Origin of the sequence: Bradyrhizobium sp. AUGA SZCCT0431, assembly GCF_018131065.1 — a bacterium.
Classification (GTDB): Bacteria; Pseudomonadota; Alphaproteobacteria; order Rhizobiales; family Xanthobacteraceae; genus Bradyrhizobium.
Window position 1 is genome coordinate 81,724 of record NZ_JAFCLR010000009.1, and the last position, 24,307, is coordinate 106,030.

22 protein-coding genes are annotated in these 24,307 nt (G+C 63.3%); 7 read left to right on the forward strand and 15 right to left on the reverse strand.

Annotation, left to right across the window (positions count from 1 at the left end; genetic code table 11):
* Positions 1 to 6 precede the first annotated feature (6 nt).
* Positions 7 to 963, forward strand: coding sequence for an AraC family transcriptional regulator (locus JQ567_RS10590; protein ID WP_212438760.1), 957 nt, complete (start codon positions 7 to 9; stop codon positions 961 to 963).
* Here JQ567_RS10590 and JQ567_RS10595 read toward each other — a convergent pair.
* From JQ567_RS10595 to JQ567_RS10620, 6 genes are read right to left on the reverse strand one after another with little or no spacing between them, the layout of a single operon-like run.
* Positions 951 to 2,402: an aldehyde dehydrogenase gene (locus tag JQ567_RS10595; protein WP_212438761.1), complete on the reverse strand. Its 1,452-nt coding sequence runs from the start codon at positions 2,400 to 2,402 to the stop codon at positions 951 to 953. The genes JQ567_RS10590 and JQ567_RS10595 overlap by 13 nt on opposite strands.
* A gap of 39 nt (positions 2,403 to 2,441) precedes the next feature.
* Positions 2,442 to 3,167 (reverse strand): ABC transporter ATP-binding protein, encoded by a 726-nt coding sequence (locus JQ567_RS10600; protein WP_212438762.1) that lies wholly within the window; start codon positions 3,165 to 3,167, stop codon positions 2,442 to 2,444.
* Positions 3,160 to 3,903 (reverse strand): ABC transporter ATP-binding protein, encoded by a 744-nt coding sequence (locus JQ567_RS10605; RefSeq protein WP_212438763.1) that lies wholly within the window; start codon positions 3,901 to 3,903, stop codon positions 3,160 to 3,162. Before JQ567_RS10605 ends, JQ567_RS10600 begins: the two co-directional genes overlap by 8 nt.
* Positions 3,900 to 4,847: a branched-chain amino acid ABC transporter permease gene (locus JQ567_RS10610; RefSeq protein WP_409363590.1), complete on the reverse strand. Its 948-nt coding sequence runs from the start codon at positions 4,845 to 4,847 to the stop codon at positions 3,900 to 3,902. The genes JQ567_RS10605 and JQ567_RS10610 overlap by 4 nt, the downstream gene beginning before the upstream one ends.
* The gene (locus JQ567_RS10615; RefSeq protein ID WP_249133094.1) at positions 4,844 to 5,713 is read right to left on the reverse strand and encodes a branched-chain amino acid ABC transporter permease; all 870 of its coding nucleotides are present in this window, start codon (positions 5,711 to 5,713) and stop codon (positions 4,844 to 4,846) included. Before JQ567_RS10615 ends, JQ567_RS10610 begins: the two co-directional genes overlap by 4 nt.
* Positions 5,714 to 5,743: 30 nt before the next feature.
* Positions 5,744 to 6,970 (reverse strand): amino acid ABC transporter substrate-binding protein, encoded by a 1,227-nt coding sequence (locus JQ567_RS10620; RefSeq protein ID WP_212438764.1) that lies wholly within the window; start codon positions 6,968 to 6,970, stop codon positions 5,744 to 5,746.
* Between the two features lie 168 nt (positions 6,971 to 7,138).
* Here JQ567_RS10620 and JQ567_RS10625 point away from each other — a divergent pair, with 168 nt between their 5' ends.
* Positions 7,139 to 8,050, forward strand: a complete 912-nt coding sequence (locus JQ567_RS10625) for a helix-turn-helix domain-containing protein (RefSeq protein WP_212438765.1) — start codon at positions 7,139 to 7,141, stop codon at positions 8,048 to 8,050.
* 69 nt (positions 8,051 to 8,119) lie between these two features.
* Here JQ567_RS10625 and JQ567_RS10630 read toward each other — a convergent pair whose 3' ends face one another.
* From JQ567_RS10630 to JQ567_RS10650, 5 genes are all read right to left on the reverse strand, one after another.
* Positions 8,120 to 8,272 carry a hypothetical protein gene (locus tag JQ567_RS10630; protein WP_212031555.1) on the reverse strand — a complete coding sequence of 51 codons (153 nt, stop codon included), beginning with the start codon at positions 8,270 to 8,272 and terminating at the stop codon, positions 8,120 to 8,122.
* Positions 8,273 to 8,492: 220 nt separating this feature from the next.
* Positions 8,493 to 10,085, reverse strand: a complete 1,593-nt coding sequence (locus tag JQ567_RS10635; protein WP_212438766.1) for a sulfite reductase subunit alpha — start codon at positions 10,083 to 10,085, stop codon at positions 8,493 to 8,495.
* Between the two features lie 10 nt (positions 10,086 to 10,095).
* Entirely contained in the window at positions 10,096 to 11,880 is a 1,785-nt protein-coding gene (locus JQ567_RS10640; protein ID WP_212438767.1) for a NirA family protein, read from the reverse strand.
* A 356-nt stretch (positions 11,881 to 12,236) separates the two neighbouring features.
* Positions 12,237 to 13,415, reverse strand: a complete 1,179-nt coding sequence (locus JQ567_RS10645) for a CmpA/NrtA family ABC transporter substrate-binding protein (protein ID WP_212438768.1) — start codon at positions 13,413 to 13,415, stop codon at positions 12,237 to 12,239.
* Positions 13,412 to 14,002: an ANTAR domain-containing response regulator gene (locus JQ567_RS10650; protein ID WP_209837170.1), complete on the reverse strand. Its 591-nt coding sequence runs from the start codon at positions 14,000 to 14,002 to the stop codon at positions 13,412 to 13,414. The genes JQ567_RS10645 and JQ567_RS10650 overlap by 4 nt, the downstream gene beginning before the upstream one ends.
* 113 nt (positions 14,003 to 14,115) lie before the next feature.
* Between JQ567_RS10650 and rimO the strand changes: the two genes are divergently transcribed.
* Positions 14,116 to 15,441 (forward strand): 30S ribosomal protein S12 methylthiotransferase RimO, encoded by a 1,326-nt coding sequence (gene rimO / locus JQ567_RS10655; RefSeq protein ID WP_212438769.1) that lies wholly within the window; start codon positions 14,116 to 14,118, stop codon positions 15,439 to 15,441.
* Positions 15,442 to 15,450: 9 nt separating this feature from the next.
* Here the strand turns inward: rimO and JQ567_RS10660 are convergent, their stop codons facing one another.
* Positions 15,451 to 16,455, reverse strand: a complete 1,005-nt coding sequence (locus JQ567_RS10660) for a hypothetical protein (protein WP_249165384.1) — start codon at positions 16,453 to 16,455, stop codon at positions 15,451 to 15,453.
* 105 nt (positions 16,456 to 16,560) lie between these two features.
* On the opposite strand from JQ567_RS10660, the gene JQ567_RS10665 reads away from it, so the two are divergent.
* Together JQ567_RS10665 and JQ567_RS10670 are read left to right on the forward strand one after the other, a co-directional pair.
* The gene (locus JQ567_RS10665; RefSeq protein ID WP_249165385.1) at positions 16,561 to 17,832 is read left to right on the forward strand and encodes a tetratricopeptide repeat protein; all 1,272 of its coding nucleotides are present in this window, start codon (positions 16,561 to 16,563) and stop codon (positions 17,830 to 17,832) included.
* 243 nt (positions 17,833 to 18,075) lie between these two features.
* Positions 18,076 to 19,272: an acetylornithine transaminase gene (locus JQ567_RS10670; RefSeq protein WP_212438770.1), complete on the forward strand. Its 1,197-nt coding sequence runs from the start codon at positions 18,076 to 18,078 to the stop codon at positions 19,270 to 19,272.
* Between the two features lie 159 nt (positions 19,273 to 19,431).
* Here JQ567_RS10670 and JQ567_RS10675 read toward each other — a convergent pair whose 3' ends face one another.
* The 3 genes from JQ567_RS10675 to pcsA all read right to left on the reverse strand — a co-directional run bounded on the left by JQ567_RS10675 (position 19,432) and on the right by pcsA (position 21,958).
* On the reverse strand, positions 19,432 to 20,406 hold the full coding sequence (locus JQ567_RS10675) for a quinone oxidoreductase (protein WP_212438771.1): 975 nt from the start codon (positions 20,404 to 20,406) through the stop codon (positions 19,432 to 19,434).
* Between the two features lie 86 nt (positions 20,407 to 20,492).
* Complete coding sequence (locus tag JQ567_RS10680) at positions 20,493 to 21,227, reverse strand: TerC family protein (protein WP_212438772.1); 735 nt, start codon at positions 21,225 to 21,227, stop codon at positions 20,493 to 20,495.
* The gene (gene pcsA / locus JQ567_RS10685; RefSeq protein ID WP_212438773.1) at positions 21,224 to 21,958 is read right to left on the reverse strand and encodes a phosphatidylcholine synthase; all 735 of its coding nucleotides are present in this window, start codon (positions 21,956 to 21,958) and stop codon (positions 21,224 to 21,226) included. Before pcsA ends, JQ567_RS10680 begins: the two co-directional genes overlap by 4 nt.
* 133 nt (positions 21,959 to 22,091) lie before the next feature.
* Here pcsA and JQ567_RS10690 point away from each other — a divergent pair, with 133 nt between their 5' ends.
* Entirely contained in the window at positions 22,092 to 23,282 is a 1,191-nt protein-coding gene (locus JQ567_RS10690) for a UbiH/UbiF family hydroxylase (protein WP_212438774.1), read from the forward strand.
* A gap of 436 nt (positions 23,283 to 23,718) precedes the next feature.
* Entirely contained in the window at positions 23,719 to 24,306 is a 588-nt protein-coding gene (locus JQ567_RS10695) for a TRAP transporter small permease subunit (RefSeq protein ID WP_212438775.1), read from the forward strand.
* Position 24,307: the final 1 nt, after the last annotated feature.

A 24,307-nucleotide genomic window follows, 5' to 3' on the forward strand; every position in this document is an offset into this window, starting at 1 on the left:
CCCGCGATGCCGATCAGCGTCTCGACAGACCAAATTCATCCCACCGAACGTCAGGCGTTCTGGACCGAGTCGATCTGTCGATCATTCGCCCATATCGAGACGAGGCCGATCGGTCCGACGCGGGTTAGCGGTCACTTCGAGTTCGTGGAAGTCGGCAGCGTCAAGCTCGTGCGTTTCGACAGCAGCCCGCAATGCTACAGCCGCGACGCAAGGCTCGTGAGCAAAGCGGGCTCGGACGAGTTCATGTTCGACTTTCAGCGTCGCGGGCGAAGCTCGATGGCGCAGGCCGGTAACGAAGGCACGATCGAGCCGGGATATGGCGTACTCTATGACGCGCGGCGGCCGTTCGAGGATCGGCTCGATGGACCCGAACAGCGTTCCGAAGTGCTGATCGCAACGGTTCCCGCCGCGACGCTGCTCCGGATGTTTCCGCAAGCCGAGCTTCTATGCGCAAGACCCGTTCCCCTGTCCGGCGCCATCGCGCGCTCGATCGCGGCGTTCATTCGCGCGGCCATCCAGCTGTCGGATGCGCGGCCGGGCCAGGCCGAAACGGATATCGTCGCTTATCTGTCGACCCTGCTGCGTCTCGCAACCGGTGACGACCACGGGCTTACCCGCACCGAGCTGTTCGGCCTGATCGACGCCTACCTGAGGGGAAACATTGCGGCGATCCGGCCGGCCCCAGCGATTGCAACTGCGTTCGGCATTTCGGAGCGAACCTTCCATCGCGTCTTTGCCGACCAGCAGACGACGTTTGAACGCCACGTGCTCCAGCTGCGTGTCGATCACTTTCGAGACCTGCTGCTGCAACCTGCCCTGTCGCAAACCTCAATTGCGGCGCTCGCCATGCAATGCGGTTTCGCCGACGGCGCGCACGCGACCCGGACGTTCAAGAATTTATTTGGCATCACGCCGCGGGATTTCCGCGGCGCGATCCCCGCCCAACACCCTCAGATCGGGTAATGCTGCGGACCGGTCTCGATGGTGATCCAGCGCAGTTCGGTGAACTCGGCAATGCCTGCCTTGCCGCCGAAACGCCCATAACCGGACGCCTTCGTACCCCCGAACGGCATTTGCGCTTCGTCGTGTACAGTCGGTCCGTTGACATGGCAGATGCCCGACTCGATCCGCTTGGCGACCTCCATGGCGCGGGCGATATCGCGACCGAACACCGCCGCTGACAATCCATACTCGGTGTCGTTCGCGACCCGCACGGCCTCATCCACGCTATTTACACGCACGATGCTGACCACCGGACCGAACGATTCCTCGCCATAGATCCGCATGACAGAGGTGACGTGATCGAGCACGGTAGCCGACATCAACGTCCCCTCCGACCGACCGCCGGCCACAACGCGCGCGCCCTTAGCTACCGCGTCCTTGATCAGACCCTGGATACGATCGACGGCATCCGCGCCGATCAGCGATCCCAGCGGCGTGCCGCCCTTTCGCGGATCGCCCGCCACGAGCGAGTCGGCCTTGGTCGCCAGCTTGGCGACGAAGGCGTCGGCGACCTTGTTGTCGAGCACGATCCGTTCCGTCGACATGCAGATCTGTCCCTGGTTCATGAACGCGCCGAACGCGGCAGCGGCAACCGCGGCATCGATGTCAGCGTCATCAAGAACGATCAGTGGCGCCTTGCCGCCGAGCTCGAGCAGTGCCGGCTTGAGATACTTTGCCGCCGTCTGGGCGATGATGCGGCCGACGCGGGTCGAGCCGGTGAAGTTGATACGGCGCACCGCCGGATGCGCAATCAAGGCCTCGATGAGATCAGGTGCATCTTCAGGCGCGTTGGTGATGACGTTGACAACGCCGGGCGGCAATCCCGCATCGCGCAGGCATTCCGCGATCAGGCGGTGGGTGCCCGGACAGATTTCCGAGGCCTTCAGAATAACCGTGTTGCCGCACGCGAGCGGCAACGCCACCGCGCGGACGCCGAGGATCACGGGGGCGTTCCAGGGCGCGATGCTGAGCACGACGCCGGCCGGCTGCCGGACCGCCATCGCGATGCAGCCCGGCTTGTCCGACGGGATCACCTCGCCCGAAATCTGCGTCGTCATGGCGGCGGCTTCGCGCAGCATCCCCGCTGCAAGACCGACATTGAACCCGGCCCAGCCGGCGGTCGCGCCGGTTTCAGTGGCCATCAGTTCGATGAACTGCGCCGTCTTGGCTTCGAGCGCGTCGGCCGCCTTGAGCAAAATCTTTCGGCGCAGGCCCGGCCCGGTCGCCGACCAGGCCGGAAACGCCGCCGCGGCTGCATCGGCAGCGCGTTTGGCATCGGATATCTGCGCGGCGGAAGCGCGGGTAGCGACTTCGCCCGTGATGGGGTTGAGGCGATCGAACGTGACGCCGTCGACGGCCTGAACGTCCTGGTTTTCGAGCAGCAGACTGATCTGGTTCATGGCGTGATCCTCCGTGTTTTCAGGTTATTTTCGTGAATTTCAAACCGCGCTAGCGACAATTCCGCCGAGATAGGCACGCTGTACGGCATCGTTGGACATCAGCTCGGTCCCCGTGCCGCTGCCGGAGATCTTGCCGTTCTCGATGAGATAGCCGCGATCGGCGATGGCGAGGCTTTCGCGCGCGTTCTGTTCGACCAGCAGCAGCCCGACGCCGCTCTCGCGCACCTTGCGAAGGCTTGCGAACAATTCGCGCACCAGTAGCGGCGACAGGCCGAGCGAGGGCTCGTCCAGCAGGAGGACATCGGGATTGGACATCAGCGCGCGACCGATCGCGACCATCTGCTGCTCGCCGCCGCTCATGGTCCGCACCGTCTGTCCGAGCCGTTCACCGAGGCGCGGAAACAGCGACAGCACCCGCTCCCGCCGCGCCGCCTCCCCGTCACGCGCGCGCTTCGGGTTGGCGCCCAGCAGTAGGTTTTCCGCGACCGTCAAATCAGCAAAAATGCCGCGGCCTTCCGGCACCAGCGCCAGACCGGCCTCGACGATCTCGTGGGCCGGAAGAGCGGAGATATCGCGTCCTGAAAGCGTGACGCGCTTGCCGGGAAGGCAGGCCACGATGCCGGCGATGGCTTTCAGCAGAGAGGTTTTCCCCGCGCCATTGGCGCCGAGGATGACGACGATTTCGCTGCGGCCCACACTCAAGCTTGCATCCGTCAGCGCCCGGTGCTGGCCGTAGGAGATGCTGATATCTGCGACGTCAAGCATCGGCTGCCGCTCCCAGATAGGCCTCGATGACGGCGGGATCGGACAGAACCTTGTCCGGCGTTCCCTCGGCAATCTTCCGGCCGCTGTTCATGACCACGCAGCGATCGCAAAGCGAGCGGATCGCGTCCATGACGTGTTCAACCAGCAGGATCGACAGGCCTTCCTCCTTCAACGAGCGGATCAGCGCGATGCCGATCAAAAGCTCGGAAGGATTGAGCCCGGCAAGCCACTCGTCGAGCAGAAGAAGCCGCGGCTTCAGTGCCAGCGCGCGCGCCAGCTCAAGTCGCTTGCGGTCGATATAGGTCAGCTCGGTTGCCAGGCGCTGATCGGCATCTTTCAACCCGACCCGCTCCAGCAACCGGGTTGCGGCAGCGTCCATTTGGCCGCGTGCGAGGCGTGCCGGGTGAAAAGCGAGACCCGCCCTGACATTCTCGGCACAGTTCATGCCGTCGAGCACGCGGACCAATTGAAAGGTGCGCCCCAACCCCAGGCGCGCAATGCGATGCGTCGCCATGCCGGCAATGTCGTGCCCCGCGAAGTGGATCGCGCCGGAATCCGGACGCAGCACGCCCGAGACGAGATTGAGCGCGGTGGTCTTGCCCGACCCGTTCGGACCCAGCAATCCGACGATCTCGCCGGACCCGACCGTCATATCCAGGGCATTGACGGCAACAAGGCCGCCGAACGCCCGGACCAAACCCTTGATCTCAAGAACGGTTGAGCCTGCGGCCGTCATGCTTTGGCCTCCTGCCCGGTGCGCTGCGGCCGCCATTGCCGCCTGAAATTGTCCCACAGGCCGACGACGCCGGCGGGCAGCGCGTACACGATCAACAGGAAGATGACGCCCATGATCAGCGTCGACGCGGTCGGAAACCGCGCCGCCAGGAACTCGAACAGCAATGTCAGCGGAATCGCGCCGAGCGCCGGCCCCCAGAGCCGGTGCGCGCCACCCAGCAGCGCCATGATCACGACTTCAAAGGAAATCGTGGCGTTGAAGGCGATCGACGGCTCGATGTAGGTCCAGCGCGGCGCCATGATCGCGCCGACCAGCGTCATGAACACGGCGCTGATCGTGAACAACGTCACCTTGGCGACGGTGACGTTGATCCCGCAATGTTTTGCGACGGTCTCGTCCTCGCCGATGATGCGCAGCGCAAAGCCGAGCCGCGAGCGCGCGATCAGCCAGCCGATCACGAACACCGCGACCGCAAGCACCAGAAGCTGCCAGTAGATATCCTTCTGGGTGATGTCGACGAACACGTAGCGGCCGAGCACGCGGGTCTTGTTGACCTCGTACCAGATCACGAGCTGGCGAATGAGTTCGGCCAGCCCGAACGTGAAGATCACAAAATGCAGGCCGCTGAGCCGCAGCGTGGAAAGGCCCACGACAACGGCCATCAGTGCGCCGATCGCGGTCGCGATCAGCAGCACCAGCGGCCAGGACAACAGTTCGCCGAGCACCGCGACGGTGTAAGCGCCGACGCCGAAAAACGCCGTCGTCGCCAGCGAGACATAACGTGTCGGTCCGGAGAACAGGCCCCATGCGGTCGCCAGCACGGTGAATTGCAAAAGCCCGATCGCGAGTGCGAGGTAATAGGCATCGGCGTACATCGGCAGCAGCGCCAGCACGGTAAGTGCAGCGCAGGCCGCGAGCGCGGCGGCAAGGCGCATTGCGCTCATCGCTGCGCCCTCCCGAACAGACCCGCCGGCTTGACCAGCAAGACGCCGAGGAACAGCGCGAAATTCACCGCCAGCGTCAGGCCCGGATCGACGAAGGTCGCGACCAGCGATTCGCTTAAGCCCAGCGCCAAACCGGCGACGAGGCAGCCGAGCAGATTGCCGACGCCGCCCATGACAACCACGATCAGCGCCTTCATGGTGAAGATCACGCCCGACGACGCGCTGAAGGTCAGGAACATGCTGATCAGAACGCCGGCCGCCGCCACCAGCGCGCCGCCGAGCGCGAAGGCAAATGCGGAAGTCCTGACGACGTCGATCGCCACCAGTTGCGCGGCCATCGGATCGACCGCAACGGCGCGGATCGAGGTTCCGAGCCGGGTGCGGGTCAGCGCCAGATACAGCGCCAGCCCGACCGCCACCGCCAGGCCGAACGCGATCAGCCGGTTCAATGCGAGGATTTCACCGAACAGGCTGACCGGGATCGCGAGGAAGGAGTAACTGAAGTAAGCGCCGCCGAACATCGACAGCATGATGCCCTGGACGATGAACATCATGCCGAAGGTCGCCAGAATGCTGTCGACTTCGAGCGCGCCCCGCGTCCGCGCCCGGCGCACCAGTGGCGTGAGCAGGACGCGGTACAGCAACAGGCTCACGCCGAAACCGGCGGGAATGACGAGCGCCAGTCCAAGCAACGGGTTCAATGCCCATCCCGTGAACAGCCAGTAGGACGCAAAGGCCGCCGCGACGAGAAACTCGCCGTAGGACAGGTTCATGATCCGCGCCACGCCATATTGGAGCGTCAGCCCCATGGCGATCAGCGCGTACATGCCCCCGAGCATCAGGCCGGTGAAGATGGCGTTCGTCATTTACTCAGTGCCGTCTGGACCAATCGCCGATTACGGCGCCTTCCATGCCGGCTTCGGGACAACAGGCGTACGCGCCCCTTCGTTGCTGGCCGGGCCGACGCCGTAGAATTCGCCGTCCTGCCACTGCCCGACCCACCAATATTTGGTCGGCAGATTGTTCTCGAACTTGACCTTGCCGATGATGGTGTCGAAGGTCCCGGTCTGCAGATCCTTGATGACGGCCTCACGGTCGATCTTGCCGACGCGTTCGATCGCCTGCTGCAGCATCTGCAGGCTGGCGTAGGTCACCGCACTGGCCCAGCGATCCGGCTCCGCGCCGTTCGCTGACGCCGCCTTGTGGCGCGCCAGGTAATCCTTGATCGGGGCGCTGTCACCGCTCCAGCCGCCGATCCCCATCACGCCCTGCGCGTTGGCGCCAAACTTCTGCTTGAACAGCGGAAATGCGGTGCCGACGCCGGTGTAAAAGATCTTGGGATTGAAGCTTGCGATGCGCGCCTGTTCGGTAATCCCGAGCGTATCCGGCGGATAGCTGAACGCGATGAAGACATCCGGATTGAGCGCCTTGACCTCGTTGACGATCGGACTGAGGTCCTGGGTGCCGACCGGATAGGTCTTGTCATAGGCCAGCTTGAAATTGGCTTTTGCCAGTGCAGGACGCGCGGCGCCCGACAGGTCGATGCCAAAACCGTCGGCGACGCTGACCATGGCGACGGTGTCGCCGATCTTGCCTTCGGTGCGCAGCTTGACCAGCAGATCCACCAGCGTGTTGGCGGCGCCGGCGCTGGTGCCGAGCAGCCAGAAACTGTTGGGCCAGCGTTTTGCCAGTTCAGGCGCGCGATCGGTCACCGCCGTGGATGCGAGGTGCGGATAGCCGGCCTTGTTGAGGATCGGCCCTACCGCAAGATTGAGGCCGGTGCCCCAGGGCGGCAGGATGAAGTCGACCTTGTCCTGGGTGATCAGCCGCTCGAGCGATCGCGCCGCTTCTTCGGCGCTGGAGCGATCGTCGTATTGCACCACTTCGATCGGCACGCGCTTGTCGCCGAGCTTCAGGCCGCCCGCGGCGTTCACTTCCTTTACCCACATTTCGTAGTTCGGCAGCGTCGTCACCGCGGCACCGCCGGCATTGGGGCCGGTGCGCGAAAGCGCGTAACCGATCTTGACCGAGCTTTGTGCCAGCGCCGGCCCATCGGCTGCGAAAAGGGCCGCCCCGGTGACGGCGAGTAATCCCGCTGCGAAGCGGGTGACTGATGACCCCATGTTCTCCTCCCAGAGACTTTTGCGTCCATCGCCTTGGAGCGGCGTTCGACCGGATGCAGCCTATGGGAGCGCTCGAGGCATAGAATTGGACGTATCCGGGGATTGATTGTATCCTTCCGTCAAAGACCGCCTGCAACAAGCGGTAGATTGTCACGGTTGGGGAATGCCATGCAGTTGGGTTCGGGGCTGGAAGCCTTTGCGGAGAAGCCCATTCCGGCCCTCCATGCGGAGCGGTTTTCCGCCAGCCTTGCGCCGGCCCAATGGGTCATTCGTCAGCGCGGACTTCGCCGTTCCCATCTCTTGGTGATCGAGGCGCGGCGTGGCGCCGTAGCGCTGCGCGGCACCCATGTGGCGTTTGAGGCGCCGGCGCTGCTGTGGCTGCCGGCCGATCTCGAGGGCGATCTGCAGGTCGAAGCCGGCGCGCAAGGCTATCTGATCGCAATCTCCGAAGACTTTCTCACCAAGACCGTTGCTGGCAGCGCCGAGGCGCTTCACCTCCGCCGTACCATCGACCGGCTTGTGCTCTTGAAGGCGGGACAGGTCGGCGAAGCTTTCAACGCCGTGATCCATGGCTGCGCCGCGCTGGTGCGCGAACTGCATTCTCCCGGACGCGGCACCGCGACGATGACGTCATCGCATGTGCTGCTGCTTTGCCTGCACCTGTGGCGTTCCGTCATCTCAGGCGAACCGCCCGACGAAGCCGCGCACCGAGGCGACGGCACCCGCCTGGTCGGGAATTTTCTCCAGATGGTCGAATTGCATTATCGCGATGGCTGGCAGATCGCGCGTTATGCAGCCGCCCTGGGCGTTACCGAGGACAAGCTTCACGCCCACTGCAAACGCGAGAAAGGCGTCAGCCCTCGCGCCATCGTGCATCTGCGACTGATCGAGGAGGCCTGCACGCGCCTGCAGCAACTCGATCTTCCGGTCGAGCAGATCGGTTACGGTCTTGGATTTCGTGATCCCGGATACTTCAGCCGGTTCTTTCGCAAGCACCAGGGCGTTTCACCGGGCGTCTACCGGCGTCGTTCTCGGCTGGAGCAGATGCGGCGCGGTGCGTCCTACGCGGCGTGGCCGTAACATAGCGTTTTCGAGCGAAGTGGATTCCGGTTCGCGTGAAGAAAACGCGTCAAAAAAGAAAGCTTCAAATCAGAACGGGTGAACCGAGAGCGAGCTGAACACAATGGCGGCGATGAGCGCGAGCGAGCTGTAGAGGGCGGCAGTATGGAATCCGGTTCCGGTCCGGCGGGACAGGGAACGTGCATAGAGGTGCAGGCGGGCTTCCGCCGATAGTTCGCGCATTGTCGATCTCCAACGCAGCATGGGCTGCATATGGAATATCGTTCGCGCCAACTTGCAAGCGGGCCCGAAAAATAGTGATACGGACCCTCCTGCGGACTCACTTTCCAGTGAAAAATTCTCTCGACCGGATTCGGGCGAGAATTTTATTCGGGCCGATTTGATCCAACTGGAACTCCGGGGATTACGATTTTACCCCCGGGGGTTACGGCTCGTAACCGGGTTAATAGACGTCCTGCTGGAACCGGCCCTTCTTCTTGAGTTCCGCGACAAACAGGACGGCCTCGTCGGTGGACCGGGCGCCGAACTGAGCAACGATATCGACCAGCGCGCGCTCGACGTCCTTGGCCATCCGCTTGGCGTCGCCGCAGATGTAAACGTTGGCGCCCTCGGCCAGCCACGTCCACACTTCGCGGCCGACTTCGCGCATGCGGTCCTGCACGTAGAACTTCTTGTCGCCGTCGCGCGACCACGCCAGCGACAGCCGCGTCAGCAGCCCCGACGTCTTCATGGCGTTGAGTTCATCCTGGTAGAAGAAGTCGCAGTCGCTGCGCTGATGGCCGAAGAACAGCCAGTTCTTGCCGGGCGCGCCGGTGGCGCGGCGATCATGCAGGAAGGCGCGGAACGGCGCGATGCCGGTGCCCGGCCCGATCATGATGATCGGAATTTTCGGGTCCTCCGGCAGCGCAAAGCCGTGGGCCTTCTGCACATAGACCTTGACCTCGTCGCCGGGCTGGATGCGTTCGGCGAGGAAGGTGGAGGCAAGGCCGAGCCGCTTGCGCTTGTTGATGACGTAGCGAACGCAGTCCACCGTCAGCGAGAGTTTTCCAGGCGTCGCATTGTGCGACGAAGAGATCGAATAGAGTCGCGGCTGCAACGCTTCCAGCGCTTCGACGAAGGCTTCGGGATGCGGCCGCACGTTGGGAAATTTCTGCAGCACCGCCATCACGTCGAGCGTCGCGGCATCGCCGTCGGGATCTTCACCCTGCGCCAGCGCCCTCGCCTTCTCGCGCTGCGCGCCGCCGGTGAGGTAGGAGATCAGTTCGAACAGCGAATCCGGCGCCGGTGCCAGCGAGACATCGTCGAGCAGCACCTCGCGCAAGGTCTTGCCACGGACTTTGGTGGTGTGCGAGGCGCCGAGCAAGGCAATGATCTGATCGACATTGCCGAGATCGTTGCGGGCGAAGATGCCGAAGGAATCGCCGACGACATAATCGAGGCCGCAACCCGACAGGTCGAAATCGATGTGCCAGGTTTCCTTTTCCGATTGGCCCTTGTTGAGCAGATAGCGCCCGAGGAATTTTGCCGGCGCGGGATTGTCGCGCGAGCGGCCCGGCTCTGCGACGACCGCGGGCGCGGCGGGTGCTGCGGCAGCCGCCGATGATGGCGCCGCCGGTGCCTTGTCCAGTTCCTCATACAGCGACTTCAGCATCCGGGCGGTTTCCTTGCCGCCAGGGACGCAGAGATTGAGCCGCGCCTCGGTCTTGCCGGCGATCGCGTCCGAATAGTCGTTGCAATTGTAGCCGCACTGGCCGCAGTCCTGCTGCGCCATCGCCGCCATCATTTTCCGCCGCAGCGGGCGCCCTTCCGCGAGCTTCATGCGGTCGGCAATCGGCATGGTCTGGTCGTGCCACGGCGCTCCGTCATCGACGTCGCCGCCTTCCATGACGGCAGCACCCTGCTCGGCCGACAACGGTGTCGGCGCATCCGACAGCAGGCCGGCAAAGAACCCGTTCAGCCACGAGCGCTGCGCTTCGGAGAACGGCGCGCTGGAGGGAATGATCTCGATCTTGGGTGGCGGCGTGATCTGGTTCATGAGGACACCTTCACGAAGATACTTGGGCGTCAGCCAGCTTGCGCAGCGTCTCGCCATCATGGCGGCGCGCAAACGTCAGGAAGGTTTCATCAGGCGAAGCGCGATGCGCCAGATAGGCCTTCAACAGCCGCTCAACATAGACAGGCGCGTCCTCCGCCGTGACGTCGTGAAACACCTCCTGCCCGACATCGGCGTCCGGACCGAAGCCGCCGCCCGTGAAGACGTGAAAGCCATCGACCGTGTCGTCGGTATCGCCGACCGGGATACGCGCACCGATCATGCCGATGTCGCTGATGTAATGCTGCGCGCAGGAATGGTGGCAGCCGGTGAGATGGATGTTGATCGGCGTCTCGATCGGCACCCTCGGATCGCACCAATCTGCGATCCTGGCCGCCGTGCGCTTGGTGTCGGCAAGGCCGAATTTGCAACCCGCGCGGCCGGTGCAGGCAATCAGGCCGGCGCGGAGTTCAGAGGTCCCGATCGCAAGCCCAATCGCCTCGATCGCGGCCGTAGCCAGCGCGACCTTGTCGTCGGGCACACCCGGAATCAGCAGGTTCTGCCAGACCGTCAGGCGGATATCGCCGTCTCCGAGATCCTGCGCGATTTTGGCGAGGCCACGCATCTGCTCGCAGGTCACTTTGCCGAGCGGCAGTGCGACGCCGATCCAGTTCAAGCCATCCTGCTTCTGCTTGTGCACGCCGATATGCGCCGTGCGGTCGAAATTGGGCCGTGGCGCCAGCGCATCCGCCGGCACACGCGTAAAAGCGTCGCCGAGTTTCTCCTCGACCAGCACAAGGAACTTTTCCATCCCCATGCCATCGATGACATATTTCAAGCGCGCCTTGAGCCGGTTGGTGCGGTCCCCGAGATCGATAAAGACACGGACAATGGCATCCGACACCCTGGTCGCATCGGCCGGCTTGACGATGATGCCTGTATTGGCGGCAAAATCCCGGTGGCCGGTGATGCCGCCGATGCCGAGCTTGAACCAGACGCCGGGCTCGACGCCAAAACCGTCTTTCACTTCGACGGCGGAAAACGCGATGTCGTTGGTATCTTCCAGCACTGCGATCTTGCCGGCGCCGTCGAAGGCGACGTTGAACTTGCGCGGCAGTCCCGTCAGCGAGCGGTCGTTGAGAATGTGATAATGCCACTCGCGGGCATATTCGCGGGTGTCGAGAATTTCCTGCGGATCGATCCCCGCCGTCGGCGTCCCCGTGACGTTGCGGATATTGTCGGCGCCGGAGCCGCGCGAACACAGGCCGAGGTCCTGAATGCCTTCGATGAGTGCCACGGCGTTCTTCGGCGGGATTTCGCGCACCTGCAAATTCGCCCGCGTGGTGACGTGGCAGAACGGGCCGCACAGCTGTTCGGCGAGGTCAGCCATGCCGGCGAACTGCCAATGCTTCATGATGCCGTTCGGGATCCGTAGCCGGCACATGTAGGAATCCTGCGCCGGTCCTACATAGAACAGGCCGTAATAGCGCCAGCGGAAATTGTCCGCCGGCGACGGCCGCGCATCGACCAGCGCCTGTTGCTTCAGCCGCGGATACGCATCGAACGGATGCTCCTCGCGCTTCCACTTTTCCTGCTCGACGAGCTTCTTGCCGGAGGCGGTAACCCTGTCCTGCGCCTTGATGTGCGCGGCCTCAGGTCCGCTCGGCTCGGCATTCGCCTTGCCTGAACCACCGCCGAGGCCGCGCCCGACCCGGCTGATCTGCAGGCCGGTGGTGAAGCCTTCGAGGTAGCGCTTCTGCTCGTCGGTAAAGTCGACTGTGAGCGTTTCCATTTTCATCTGATGTGACGAAGCTCCTGCGGCCACGATCGGTGGCGTCAACGAATGGGGTTTGACCGTTTGGAACTCGGCGCAGCCGCGGTGCCGGGCTTTTGCTCCTGTTCGGTCCGACCAGCTTCGTTGCTGCGGAAATCCATCTTGGACTTGAGCCGACCGACATCCGCGTCGGCTTGGCTGCACTGCAACATACAAGTTGCGTGCCAAACCGATTTCGTAAAACTTATTTGAAATATCAAAGCGTTGGGAACAGGCTGGTGAAACTCTGAAGCTCGCTTCACAGCGACTTGGAAGGCAGCTAGCCTAATTATTAGGCAGTTGTTATCAATGCCTAATTTTGCCTCATCAGGGTCAGGCCGTCATGGCTTCCAGCGGCCGATCTCGAACGCCGCCAGATGTCCGGCAATATCGTCGGGCGTGAAGGCGGGACCGGCAAACGCGCCGACCGCATCCGCACCGTTACCGGACTTGCCTGGCTGTCCCAAGGAATGTCCCAAGGCAGCGTCATAGAGATCCGGCCTGAACACCCCCATGGCGGTCTTGAGCGCGTCCGGCCGCATCGCCGTCTGTCCCCAGCGCACCATCTGGGCATAGAGCCAGGCGGCCTGTGCGGGATCGGGCCGCGCGGCGCCCTCGCGTCCGACCAGCAGATAGCGGCTGCTTTCGCGGATCTTGCCGTCGGGGGAAATCTTCAACCGGCCGTCCAGCGTCCGCAGGATCACTTCGGCATCGACGCCGATATATTCCGGCTTCGCGAGGATATGCGCGGCCTCGGTGCGATTGTCCGGTTGCTCGATGAATTGCGCGGCGCGCGAGGCGGCCCGGATCAAGGCCGCCAGGACTTCCGGATTCTTGTCTGACCAGCTTTGCCTGACCGCAAGCACCTTTTCCGCGGCACGCACCAGGATGTCGGAGACGAAATGCAGGATGTGACCGATACCGAGATCGACGGCCACCGAATTCCAGGGCGCGCCGACGCAGAACGCATCGACGTGGCCGTTGGCCAGGCTGTCCACCATGTAGGGCGGCGGCAGCACCACCAGATGGACGTCTTCGTCGGGATCGACCCCACCCGCCGCCATCCAGAAACGAAGCTGGTAGTTATGGGTCGAGAACGGAAACGTCATGCCGAACGTCAGCGGCTCCGCGCCGGCCTTGCGCCGCGCAGCCACCACCCGAGAGAGCGCCTGCGCCGTCACCAGCGGATTGCGCGGGTCGCCGTCGATCTCGCCCATGATCGCCGCATGCAGGGCCGGCGATATCGTGATCGCATTGCCGTTGAGCCCGAGATTGAACGGCGCCACGATCGGCAGCTTGACGTGGCCAAGTCCAAGGCTTGAGGCGATCGCAACCGGCGCCAGCAGATGCGCCGCGTCGAAATGGCCGATATTGAGCTTGTCGCGGACGTTTGACCACGACACTTCCCGCGTCAGCGTGACATCGAGCCCCTCGGCAGCGGCAAAGCCCTTGTCGACGGCAATGATCAGCGCGGAGGCGTCAACCAGCGGGATGAAGCCGATATGCAGCGGTGTGGTCATTTCAGCAGCTCCGACGCGGTCAGGATCGACTGCGCGATCTCGCCGATTTTCTTCTTTTCGCGCATCGCGGTGGACCGCATCAGCACGTAGGCCTCGTCTTCCGTGAGGCCCTTCACTTTCATCAGGATCCCCTTGGCGCGGTCGATGACCTTGCGTTCCTCCAGCGCCGATTTGGTGCGGTCGAGTTCGTCCTGCAGCTTGGAAAAGGCATTGAAGCGCGAGATGCAGAGGTCGAGGATCGGCTTGATCCGTTCCTTCTTCAGGCCGTCGACGATATAGGCGGAGACGCCCGCATCGACCGAGGCCTGGATCGAGGCGGCGTCGCTCTGGTCGACGAACATCGCGATCGGCCGCCGCACGGCGCGGCTGACCTGGAACATCGCCTCCAGCACGTCGCGGCTGGGGTTTTCCAGGTCGATCAGGATCACGTCGGGATCTTCGGAATAGATCCGCGCCAGCAGGCTCTGCATTTCGCTGATATGGACCACGCGGGTAAAGCCCGCCTCCCGCAGCCCCTCTTCGAGAATGGCCGCGCGGATCGGGCTTTCGTCGACAATGACGATTTTCGGTGACGACTCAGCGCTCATCGATCAACTCTTAACCCGGCGGGCCCATCCATAGCACGTCATGGTCCCGCGCAAAGCCTTGTAATTGTGGGCAATTGGGACTAGCTCGTGCTGATCAATCAGGCAGATAAGATATGCAACAGGCCGCCGCGCCCAAGATCAGCTTTGTTTCATTGGGATGCCCCAAGGCGCTGGTGGATTCCGAGCGCATTATCACGCGGCTGCGGGCCGAAGGCTATGAACTGGCGCGCAAGCATGACGGCGCCGACATCGTTATCGTTAACACCTGCGGGTTCCTGGACAGCGCCAAGCAGGAATCGCTCGGTGCCATCGGCGAGGCCATGGCGGAGAACGGCAAGGTCATCGTCACCGGTTGCATGGGCGCGGAACCCGAGCAGATCGAGGCCGCCTATCCGGGTGTGCTCTCGATCACGGGTCCGCAGCAATATGAGAGCGTGCTGGACGCGGTGCACCGGGCGCTGCCACCGGTCCATAATCCGCATCTCGATCTGGTGCCGCCGCAGGGCGTCAAGCTGACGCCGCGGCACTACGCCTACCTGAAGATTTCCGAAGGCTGCAACAATCGCTGCAGTTTCTGCATCATCCCGAAGCTGCGCGGCGACCTGGTGTCGCGCCCGGCGGGTGACGTGCTGCGCGAGGCAGAAAAACTGGTCGCCGCCGGCGTCAAGGAACTGCTCGTGATCTCGCAGGATACTTCGGCCTACGGCGTCGACATCAAGTATGCCGAGAGCCCGTGGCAGGACCGCCAGGTCCGCGCCAAATTCTTCGACCTCGCCAGGGAACTCGGCGAACTCGGTGCCTGGGTGCGGCTGCAATATGTCTACCCCTACCCGCATGTCGACGAAGTCATCGGCCTGATGACAGAGGGCAAGGTGTTGCCCTATCTCGACATTCCCTTTCAGCACGCAAGCCCCGAAGTGCTCAAGGCGATGAAGCGCCCGGCCGCGCAGGAAAAGACGCTGGCGCGGATCAAGAAATGGCGCGAGCAATGTCCCGAACTAACGCTGCGCTCGACCTTCATCGTCGGCTTCCCCGGCGAGACCGATTCCGACTTTGCCTATTTGCTCGACTGGCTCGAGGAAGCCGAGATCGATCGCCTCGGCTGTTTCAAATATGAACCGGTCGCCGGCGCCTCCTCGAATGCGATCGGCAGTCCCGTGCCCGACGAGATCAAGCAGGAGCGCTGGAACGCGCTGATGGCGCGGCAGCAGAAAATCTCCGCGCGTCGTCTGAAACGCAAGGTCGGCACGCGGCAGCAGATCATCATCGACGAAGTCGGCCCTACCGTCTCGAAGGGCCGCTCCAAGGCCGACGCGCCCGAGATCGATGGCGCGGTCTATGTCTCCAGCCGCCGGCCGTTGCGGATCGGCGAAATCGTCACGGCCAAGATCGAGCGTGCGGACCAATACGATCTGCACGGCAGCGTCGCGGGATTCTGACCCATCTGCTCAAGTCGACAGCCACGCCGGCACCCATCGTTCGGGCCGGGGTGCGCGGACAAGGTCGGTTCGCGCCTCAGCAATTGCGACGGGAACGTCATTGATCGCCGGACGCGTCTCATAGTCGAAGCGCGGCAGGATGCGGCCATCGGCCCCCATCGAAAACGACATCGAATACCAAAGGCCGAGATCGGGTTTCGCCCGCCACATGTCGTCGCGCAGACAGCGCAGCAACGGTTCAATCGCGACGACTTCTTCGATCGGCTGGCGGCCCCGATCCAGCACGCGCACCTGATACTGCTGGCCCGCGATAGCGACCTCGAAAATCGTGCGATCCCATGGCGTCTTGCCAGGTGGCCGGTGCGCAATCAACTGATCCGCGAGCCTGGTCATCGCCGGATGCGTTTCCCAAAACGCCTCGCGATCCCTGCACCATTTCTCCATCCATTGGCCGAAGTCCGGCAGTCCGGTCGGCGGCTCCGTCAAACTCCTGAGGTCCCTCACGCGGAAACGTTTGGCCAACCAATCGGCGAGTTCGCCGGTTTCATCCTCGGCATCTTCGTGCGGCGTGAAGTCGGTCCATACCACGTCTTCCTCAAACCGCTGGATTGCGATCTTGGCCAGCAAAGCCTCGAGCGAAGCTGCGATGATTTCGTATTGGCCCTCGGAGCCCAGCACCACGATCGGCGCATTCGCAGCGCTGTTGCCGGCCCCGTACCAGGCGCCGACGACCGAGCCTTCCGGCAACCGCGCAAACAGCGCGAACTGGTCGCGCAGCGGGCTGCCGTCGACGATCGGCGCATTGTCGGAAAAGTCCCCGACAAGCTCGTAGCAGCCGACATTGCCCCAATCGCGACCTTTGAGCCAGCCAGCGAAATCAATCAGTAATTGCGGCGCCTCGGTGCCCGGCGGAAATGCCCTGCGGATGCTGTCGATGTCGATGGGATAGGAATAGTCGTCGGACACTGGGATGACCTGCGCGGTTGATTGGCTCGCCTTGGTCGGCTCCATCATCGAACCGGTTCAACTGCGAAACCTGGAAATGAACCGATCCGGGCCCTGGTCTCACAAAAGCAGGCAATTTGAAAATTGGCTGCACGGGTCAGCGCGAGATCGAAGATGGCGAATTTCAACAGCACTCTGATCGGCTTTGGCGCCGTAAAGGCCATGGTGTGTCTAGCGACGGTGCTCACGGCCATGCCGGCTTTCGCGAAGGCACCGTCTCCCGTGGCGACGGCCCGAAGCTCATGCTTTAGCGGTGGCAAGGCCACCCCTGACCAGATTATCGCGGGCTGCACGGCCGTGATCGCGGCGAAAGGTACCAAGCCAAAAGACCTCGCCGGCGCCTACCTCAATCGCGGCGCCAAATACCTCACCAAGAACGACGTCGACCGGGCGATCGCCGATTTCAACGAACTGATCCGGCTCAAGCCGAAACTCGCCGGCGCCTACACCAACCGCGGTGAAGCCTGGCGCCGCAAGGGCGAGGTCGTCAGGGCCATCGCCGATCTGGACCGCGCCATTGCGCTCGATCCGAAGGGCTCATTCGCCTGGTTCAACCGCGGGATCACCTATAGCGACAAGGGTGAACCGGAAAAGGCGATCGCCGATTATAATCAGGCGATCCGGCTCAATTCGATCGATCCCTGGTACTACAACAACCGCGGCAACTCCTACGGCGACATCAACGATTTCGGTCGTGCGATGTTCGACTATGATCACGCGATCAAGCTCGACCCGAAATTCGCACTCGCCTATTTCAACCGTGGCACCGCCTATTGGAATCACGGCGACGAACCCCGCGCGCTCGCCGACCTGAACACTTCAATCCGGCTCGATCCGAACTACGCCGCTGCCTATGGCAACCGGGCGCGCCTGTTCAGAGGCAAAGGCGATATCGAACGCGCGCTCGCCGACCTGGACCAGTCGCTGCGGCTGGCGCCTGACGAATATCGCGATGCCTATGCGCGCGGTCTTATTCACTTTGACCGTCACGACTTTTCACGGGCGCTGTCCGACCTTGACCAGGCGATCCGGTTCAATCCGAAATACGCCGCCGCGCTCAACGCCCGGTGCCTGACACGGGCCATTCTCGGCCGTCCGCAGGAAGGGCTTGCAGACTGCAGCGAGTCGCTCCGGCACAGGCCGGACGACGCCCAAACGCTCGACAGCCGCGCCTTCTGCTATCTCAAGCTCGGCCAGTTCGACGCGGCGATCGACGGCTTCACGGTTGCGCTCGGCGTCGATCCGAAGCTGGCGAACTCGCTGTACGGCCGCGGCATCGCCAAGCGGAAAAAGGGCGATGAAAGCGGCGCGGAGAGCGACATAGCCGCCGCCAGGGCGATCAAGGCCGACATATCTGATGAATTCCGCCGCTATGGAATCGAGTGATGACCAGCTCCCGCTTGACAGGGCCGGCCATTCGGCTGTATGGGCCTGCGCCATGATATTGAACCGGACCAACCGCCGCGCAGCTTTCCGTCGTCGCTCTTGCGACGATGATGGGCTGCGCCATGTCCGACGACATCGCTGATCAACTAAGTTCAGCAACGTTTTCGAGAAGGCCGCACCCGAAAAGTGCGGCCTTCTTGCGTTTCGGCCTGCCCTTCACCCAAACCCAACGAGGATTTCGACATGACCAACGCTACCCAACCGTTCGACGCATTGATGAACATCACCGCGCGGCCCGCCACCGTCTTCGTCAAGGGCGAAGGCGCCTATCTGTGGGACGACAGCGGCAAGCGCTATCTCGATTTCATGCAAGGCTGGGCAGTCAATTGCCTCGGCCATTCGCCGGCCATCATCGCCGACGCGATTGCCGCGCAGGCAAAACTGCTGCTGACGCCAAGCCCGGCGTTCTTCAACGAGCCCAGCCTCAAGCTCGCCAATGCACTGGTCGCCAACAGCTGCTTCGACCAGGTGTTCTTTGCGAATTCGGGGGCGGAAGCCAACGAGGGCGCCATCAAGCTCGCGCGCAAATTTGGTACGCTGTACAAGGGCGGCGCGCATGAGATCATCACCTTTGTCGGCGGCTTCCACGGCCGCACGCTCGCCACCATGTCGGCGTCGGGCAAGAAGGCTTTCGAGCCGCTGTTCGAGCCCAAGGTCACCGGATTTCCAAAGGCGCAGCTCAACGATCTCGATTCCGTCAAGCGGTTGATCTCGAGCAAGACCGTTGCTGTCATGCTCGAGCCGATGCAGGGCGAAGCCGGCGTTTGGCCGGCGACCGATCAATTCCTCAGGGAGTTGCGGGCGCTGACCCAGGAGCGCGGCCTGCTGCTGATCGTCGACGAGATCCAGACCGGCATGGGCCGGTCGGGAAAACTGTTCCACTACGGGCATGCCGGGATCGAACCTGACATCATGACGCTCGGCAAAGGCATCGGCGGCGGCGTGCCGCTCGCGGCATTGCTGGCGACCGAATATGCATCCTGTTTCGAGCACGGCGATCAGGGCGGCACCTTCAACGGCAATCCGCTGATGTGCGCCGCCGGCCTTGCGGTGCTCGAACACGTCGTAGCGCCCGGCTTCCTGAAGTCGGTGGCGGACACTGGTCTGTTCCTGGAAAGCGAATTGCAGAAGCTGTCGGCGCGCCACGGTCTCGGCAACGTGCGCGGCCGGGGGCTATTGCTGGCGCTCGACCTCAAACTGCCGATCGGCGCCTCGATCGTCGCGCAGGCATTTGCGGAAGGCGTGCTGCTCAACTCGCCGCAGCCGGACGCGCTGCGGTTCATGCCGGCGCTCAACGTCACGCGCGAGGAAATCTCGATGATGATCGATTGTCTGGATACGGTTTTGACCAGGGCGGGCGCCGCGCGGCTGGTGGCGTAGCTCAACCCTATCGTCGTCCCGGCGAACGCCGGGACCCATACGCCGCGGCCGTTCGAATTGCAGGCAGTGTCTGCCGACTTTTTCTATCGATGGATCACGCGGTATGGGTCCCCCGATGTGCAATTGCACATCTGAGCTCAAGGCCGGGACGACACCCTATCACGGCCGAAGAATAATCGCCCCCGTCGTCGCCCTGCCCTCCAGGTCGGTGTGCGCCTTGGCGACGTCTTTCAGCGCATAGGCGTGGTTGATCGGCACGTGCAGCTTGCCGTTGATGACGGCGGCAAACAACGTGTCGGCCCCCTCCAGCAGTTCGCGGCGGGTGCTGACGTAATCGTTGAGTTTTGGCCGCGTCGCGAACAGCGAGCCGTGGTTGTTGAGCTCGGCGAGCGCGAACGGCGGCACCGGGCCCGACGCATTGCCGAAGCTGACGAACAGGCCGCGCGGCCGCAGGCAGGACAGCGAACCCGGGAACGTGGTCTTGCCGACGCCGTCATAGACGACGTCGCACAGTTCGTTGCGGCTGATCTGTTTGACGCGCGCGACAAAGTCCTCCTCGTTGTAGAGGATGACGTGGTCGCAGCCATTGGCGAGCGCGAGGTCGGCTTTCGCCTTGGTGCCGACGGTGCCGATGACATGCGCGCCGAGCGCTTTCGCCCATTGGCAGGCCAACAAGCCGATGCCGCCGGCGGCCGCGTGGATCAGCACGCGATGCCCGGGCTCGACCTTGAAGGTCTTGTGCAGGAGATACCAGACCGTCAGGCCCTTGAGCATCAGCACCGCGCCCTGCTCGTAGGTGATGTGGTCGGGCAGCTTGACCAGCTTGTCCGCCGGGATCACGCGTTCAGAGGCGTAGCCGCCGAGATTGAAATAATAGGCGACGCGGTCGCCGGGATGGAAGTTGGTGACACCAGGACCGACCGCCACCACTTCGCCCGCCGCCTCATTGCCGGGGATGAATGGCAGCCCCGGCGCCTTGTAGAGACCGGTGCGGAAATACACGTCGATGAAGTTCAGGCCGACGGCGTGCTGGCGCATGCGGACCTCGCCCGGTCCCGGCGCCGGCACGTCGACGCTCTCATAGACCAGGGCTTCCGGCCCCCCTACCTTGTGCACGCGCACGGCCTTGACCATCACCTTTTCTCCCTCGGTATCGGCTTCAAGCGCCCCGGCTCGTGGCGGAGCGAAAGCCATCAAGGCCGTATTGTCAACTCGCGGGCCTAAACCCGTTGTTTAGCGACTTTTTTGCGATTGCGCCGGGCCAGCACGTTGAACAGTTCGACCGCGGCCGCGAACACGATGGCAAAATAGATGTAGCCGCGCGGGATGTGGAATTTGAATCCGTCCGCCACCAGCGCCACGCCGATCAGCACCAGGAACGCCAGTGCCAGCATCTTGGTGGTCGGGTGATCGGCCACGAACTTCGAAACCGGGCCCGACGAGACGTACATGATGAAGCAGGCGATCACGACGGCCGCGACCATGATCTCGATATCCTCAGCCATGCCGATCGCGGTGATGATCGAATCCAGCGAGAACACCAGGTCGACGACGATGATCTGCATGATCACCCAGAAGAATACGCTCGCGTTCGACTTGGCCTCCGGCTCGACCTCGCGCGCCTCCACTTCGGCGTGAATTTCATGCGTCGCCTTGCCGATCAGGAACATGCCGCCGCCGATCAGGATGATGTCGCGCCACGAGAGCGTCACACCTTTCAGCGTCAGAACCGGTTCCTTCAGGCCGATCAGCCACACCAGGACGCTGAGCAACAGGATGCGGAACACCAGCGCCAGCAGCAAGCCGATCTGGCGTGCGCGCTTTGCCTGCTCCGGCGGAAGCCGCGATACGATCACCGACAGGAAGATGACGTTGTCGATGCCGAGCACGATTTCCAGCGCCGTCAACGTCAATAGCGCCGCCCACGCTTCCGGGCTGGTCAGTAATTCCATCATGCCTTGAACGATTTCAGTTTCCGGATCACGGCATCGCTGCCGGCGACGTAGATGGCGATCGCGCAGAGACCGAAGGTGATGGGAATGCCCACGGCGAAGTCGCAGACAATGGTGTAGGCCGCAAGCACGGCCCATGCGGCCAGCAGCCACAGGGTCAGCCAGCGCAGGCGCACGACGCGGATCGGATGCAGCACGTGGAACGGCGCGAAGGTTAGCGCGATCAGGACCGCTACGCCAAGGGTGGCAAGCACCGGCGGTGGATGCAGCAGAAACAGATAGAATGCCGCGACGTTCCACACCGCCGGAAAGCCGCGGAAATGGTTGTCGGCCGCCTTCATGCGGCGGTCGGCAAAATAGAGCGCGCTGGAGGTCATGATGCCGATGCCGAGCAGCGGCGCCGCCAGCGGCAGCAGGAAGCCGCTCGCGGTGATGGCGTAGGCAGGAACGAAGACGTAAGTGACGAAATCGACCACGAGGTCGAGCACCTCCCCGGACCAGTTCGGCTGCAGCCGCACCACGTCGAATTTGCGCGCGAGCGGACCGTCGATGGCGTCGATGATGAGCGCGACGCCAAGCCAGCCGAACATGGCGGCCCAGTGCTCGCGTACTGCTTCCAGCATCGCAATCAGGCCGATGCCCGCTCCAAGCGCCGTGAAGACGTGGACGCCGAATGCGGCCGTCCGCATTCGGGTCGTAGCGGGAGATGCTATTGGCTCTTGTGTCTGGTTCATTGCTCCGGCAGTGCTAACAGGAATCGCCCCGATTTGCATATCGCGCTTGCGGCGTTCCGCCGCGCGAAGCGGTGGAAACATTTAAGAAGGTCAATGACTTGAAAATGCCGCCGCGAATGTCAATTGTTCCAATATGAACGATGCATCGCCAATTTATGACACCGTTGTGATCGGCGGCGGACCGGCGGGACTGACCGCCGCCATCGCGCTGGCGGAGACCGGTGCCAGGACCGCCTTGCTCGCCCGCCGCGCCCCCTATGCCGACAACCGCACCACGGCGCTGCTGGGCGCCTCCACCGATCTGCTCGAACGTCTGGATGTCTGGCGCCGCTGCCGGGATCGGGCCGCGGCCTTGCGGACCATGCGGCTCGTCGACGACACCGGCCGCCTGATCCGGGCGCCGGAGGTGCGGTTTTCGTCGCAGGAAATCGGCCTCGACCAATTCGGCTACAACATCGACAACCGGACGCTGATGGCGGCGCTGGAAGAGCGCGCGGCCGAATTGTCCGGCCTGACGCGATTTGACGATGAGGCGGCAGCGGTCGATCCGCAGGATGCAATGATTGCCATCCACACCCGTGCGGGAGGGTCGCTGTCGGCGCGGCTGGTGATCGGCGCCGACGGGCGGCAGTCCCTGTCGCGCGAGGCCGCCGGGATCGACGTCAAGCGTCGCGACCTGCACCAGTCGGCATTGACCTTCAACATCAGCCATTCAAGGCCGCACAAGAATATCTCCACCGAGTTTCATACCCCGCGCGGGCCATGCGTGTTCGTGCCCCTGCCCGGCAACCGCAGCAGCGTGGTGTGGGTCTCCGCCGCCAGGGAAGCGCAACGGCTGATGGCGCTCGGCGACGACGAACTGTCCGATGCCGCGGAAAAGCAATCGCATTCCATTCTCGGCAGCGTCCGGGTCGAGCCCGGGCGCAATCTGTTTCCGCTCTCGATCGAAAGCCTCAGACAATTCGCCAGCCATCGCGTCGCGCTGGTCGGCGAATCCGCCCATGTGCTGCCGCCGATCGGCGCGCAGGGTCTCAACATGGGATTGCGCGATGCCGCAGACATTGCCGATATCGCAGGCCACGCGATCTCGATCGGCGAGGATCCGGGCGCGCCGCAGGTGCTGGCGCGCTATCAATCCGCCCGCCGCGCCGATGTCGCCAGCCGGATGTTTGCCATCGACCTCGCCAACCGCTCGCTGCTCAGCGATTTCCTCCCCGTGCAGTCGCTGCGCGCGTTGGGGCTGCATCTGATCGGCTCGTTCGGCCCGCTGCGGCGGCTGGCCATGCGCGAGGGCCTCGCGCCATCGTGGAAGCGTGTGGGCTAGGCCGTGAACCCATAAAACCAGAGGCGTTGGCGGACGTCCGCTTTGGTGCGCATAACGGACTCAAGTCGGACATCGCGCCAGGTCCGAAAAGTGCCATAAGCAGTCATTCATCAGAAGTTGAACTGTCGCTCGTCGTGTGAGCGAGCGCGCCATGACGGCGCTATTGGACCGCCTCATCCAGACGATTGGCGCTCAAGACCCACACCCCTCCCTCCACCAAGGTATGCAGGCCCCGAGGTCCTCGTGCCCGGTCTGGAGGCTGGATGGCCGTCCGCGCTCCTGGCGGCGGCTGCGACGGCTATCCAGCCGCTGGCGCCGAGATCGCCGCTAAAGTAACATTCCACCGGACCGCTCGACGGGGACTGATCGGTCGCACTGGATGGTGCGGCCCGTTTTTCACTGGGTCCACGACGGGGCTGCCTCTGAGGGTCAGTTGATGGCCACTGCAATGACCAGCGTCTCCTCTCCGCCAAAGCGGTCGCCACCCCGGGGCTATTTGGCCGTTATCCGCACCATCGACAAGTTCACGGAGTGGACCGGCCACCTCTTCGTGCTTTTGCTGATTCCCCTGATCTTCGCAAACGTGATCGAAGTTTTTGCCCGATACTTCCTCAGGGAGCCGACGATCTGGGCCCTCGATATAACAACGATGTCGTACGCGGCCCTGTTCATGTTGGGGGCCGCATTGGCGCTCCTGAAGGGCGCTCACGTCCGCACCGACATGTTGTGGGCAGCGTTCTCGGACCGAACCAAGGGCATGATCGACAGCCTGGCGTTTCTACTATTCTTCCTGCCGACAATGGCCGTGTTGTTCTTCATCTCGATTGACGACTTCTTGTACTCGCTCTCGATCGACGAGCGCTCGAGTTCCGGTGCCTGGACGCCGGTCTTGTGGCCACTGCGCGGCGTTATTCCGCTGGCTGCCTTCATGCTGCTCTTGCAGGGCATCTCGGAGCTCATGAAGAGCCTCTGGGCTTGGCGAACCGGCGAGTTCTTGACCAAGCACGAGAAGATCGAGGTCTGAA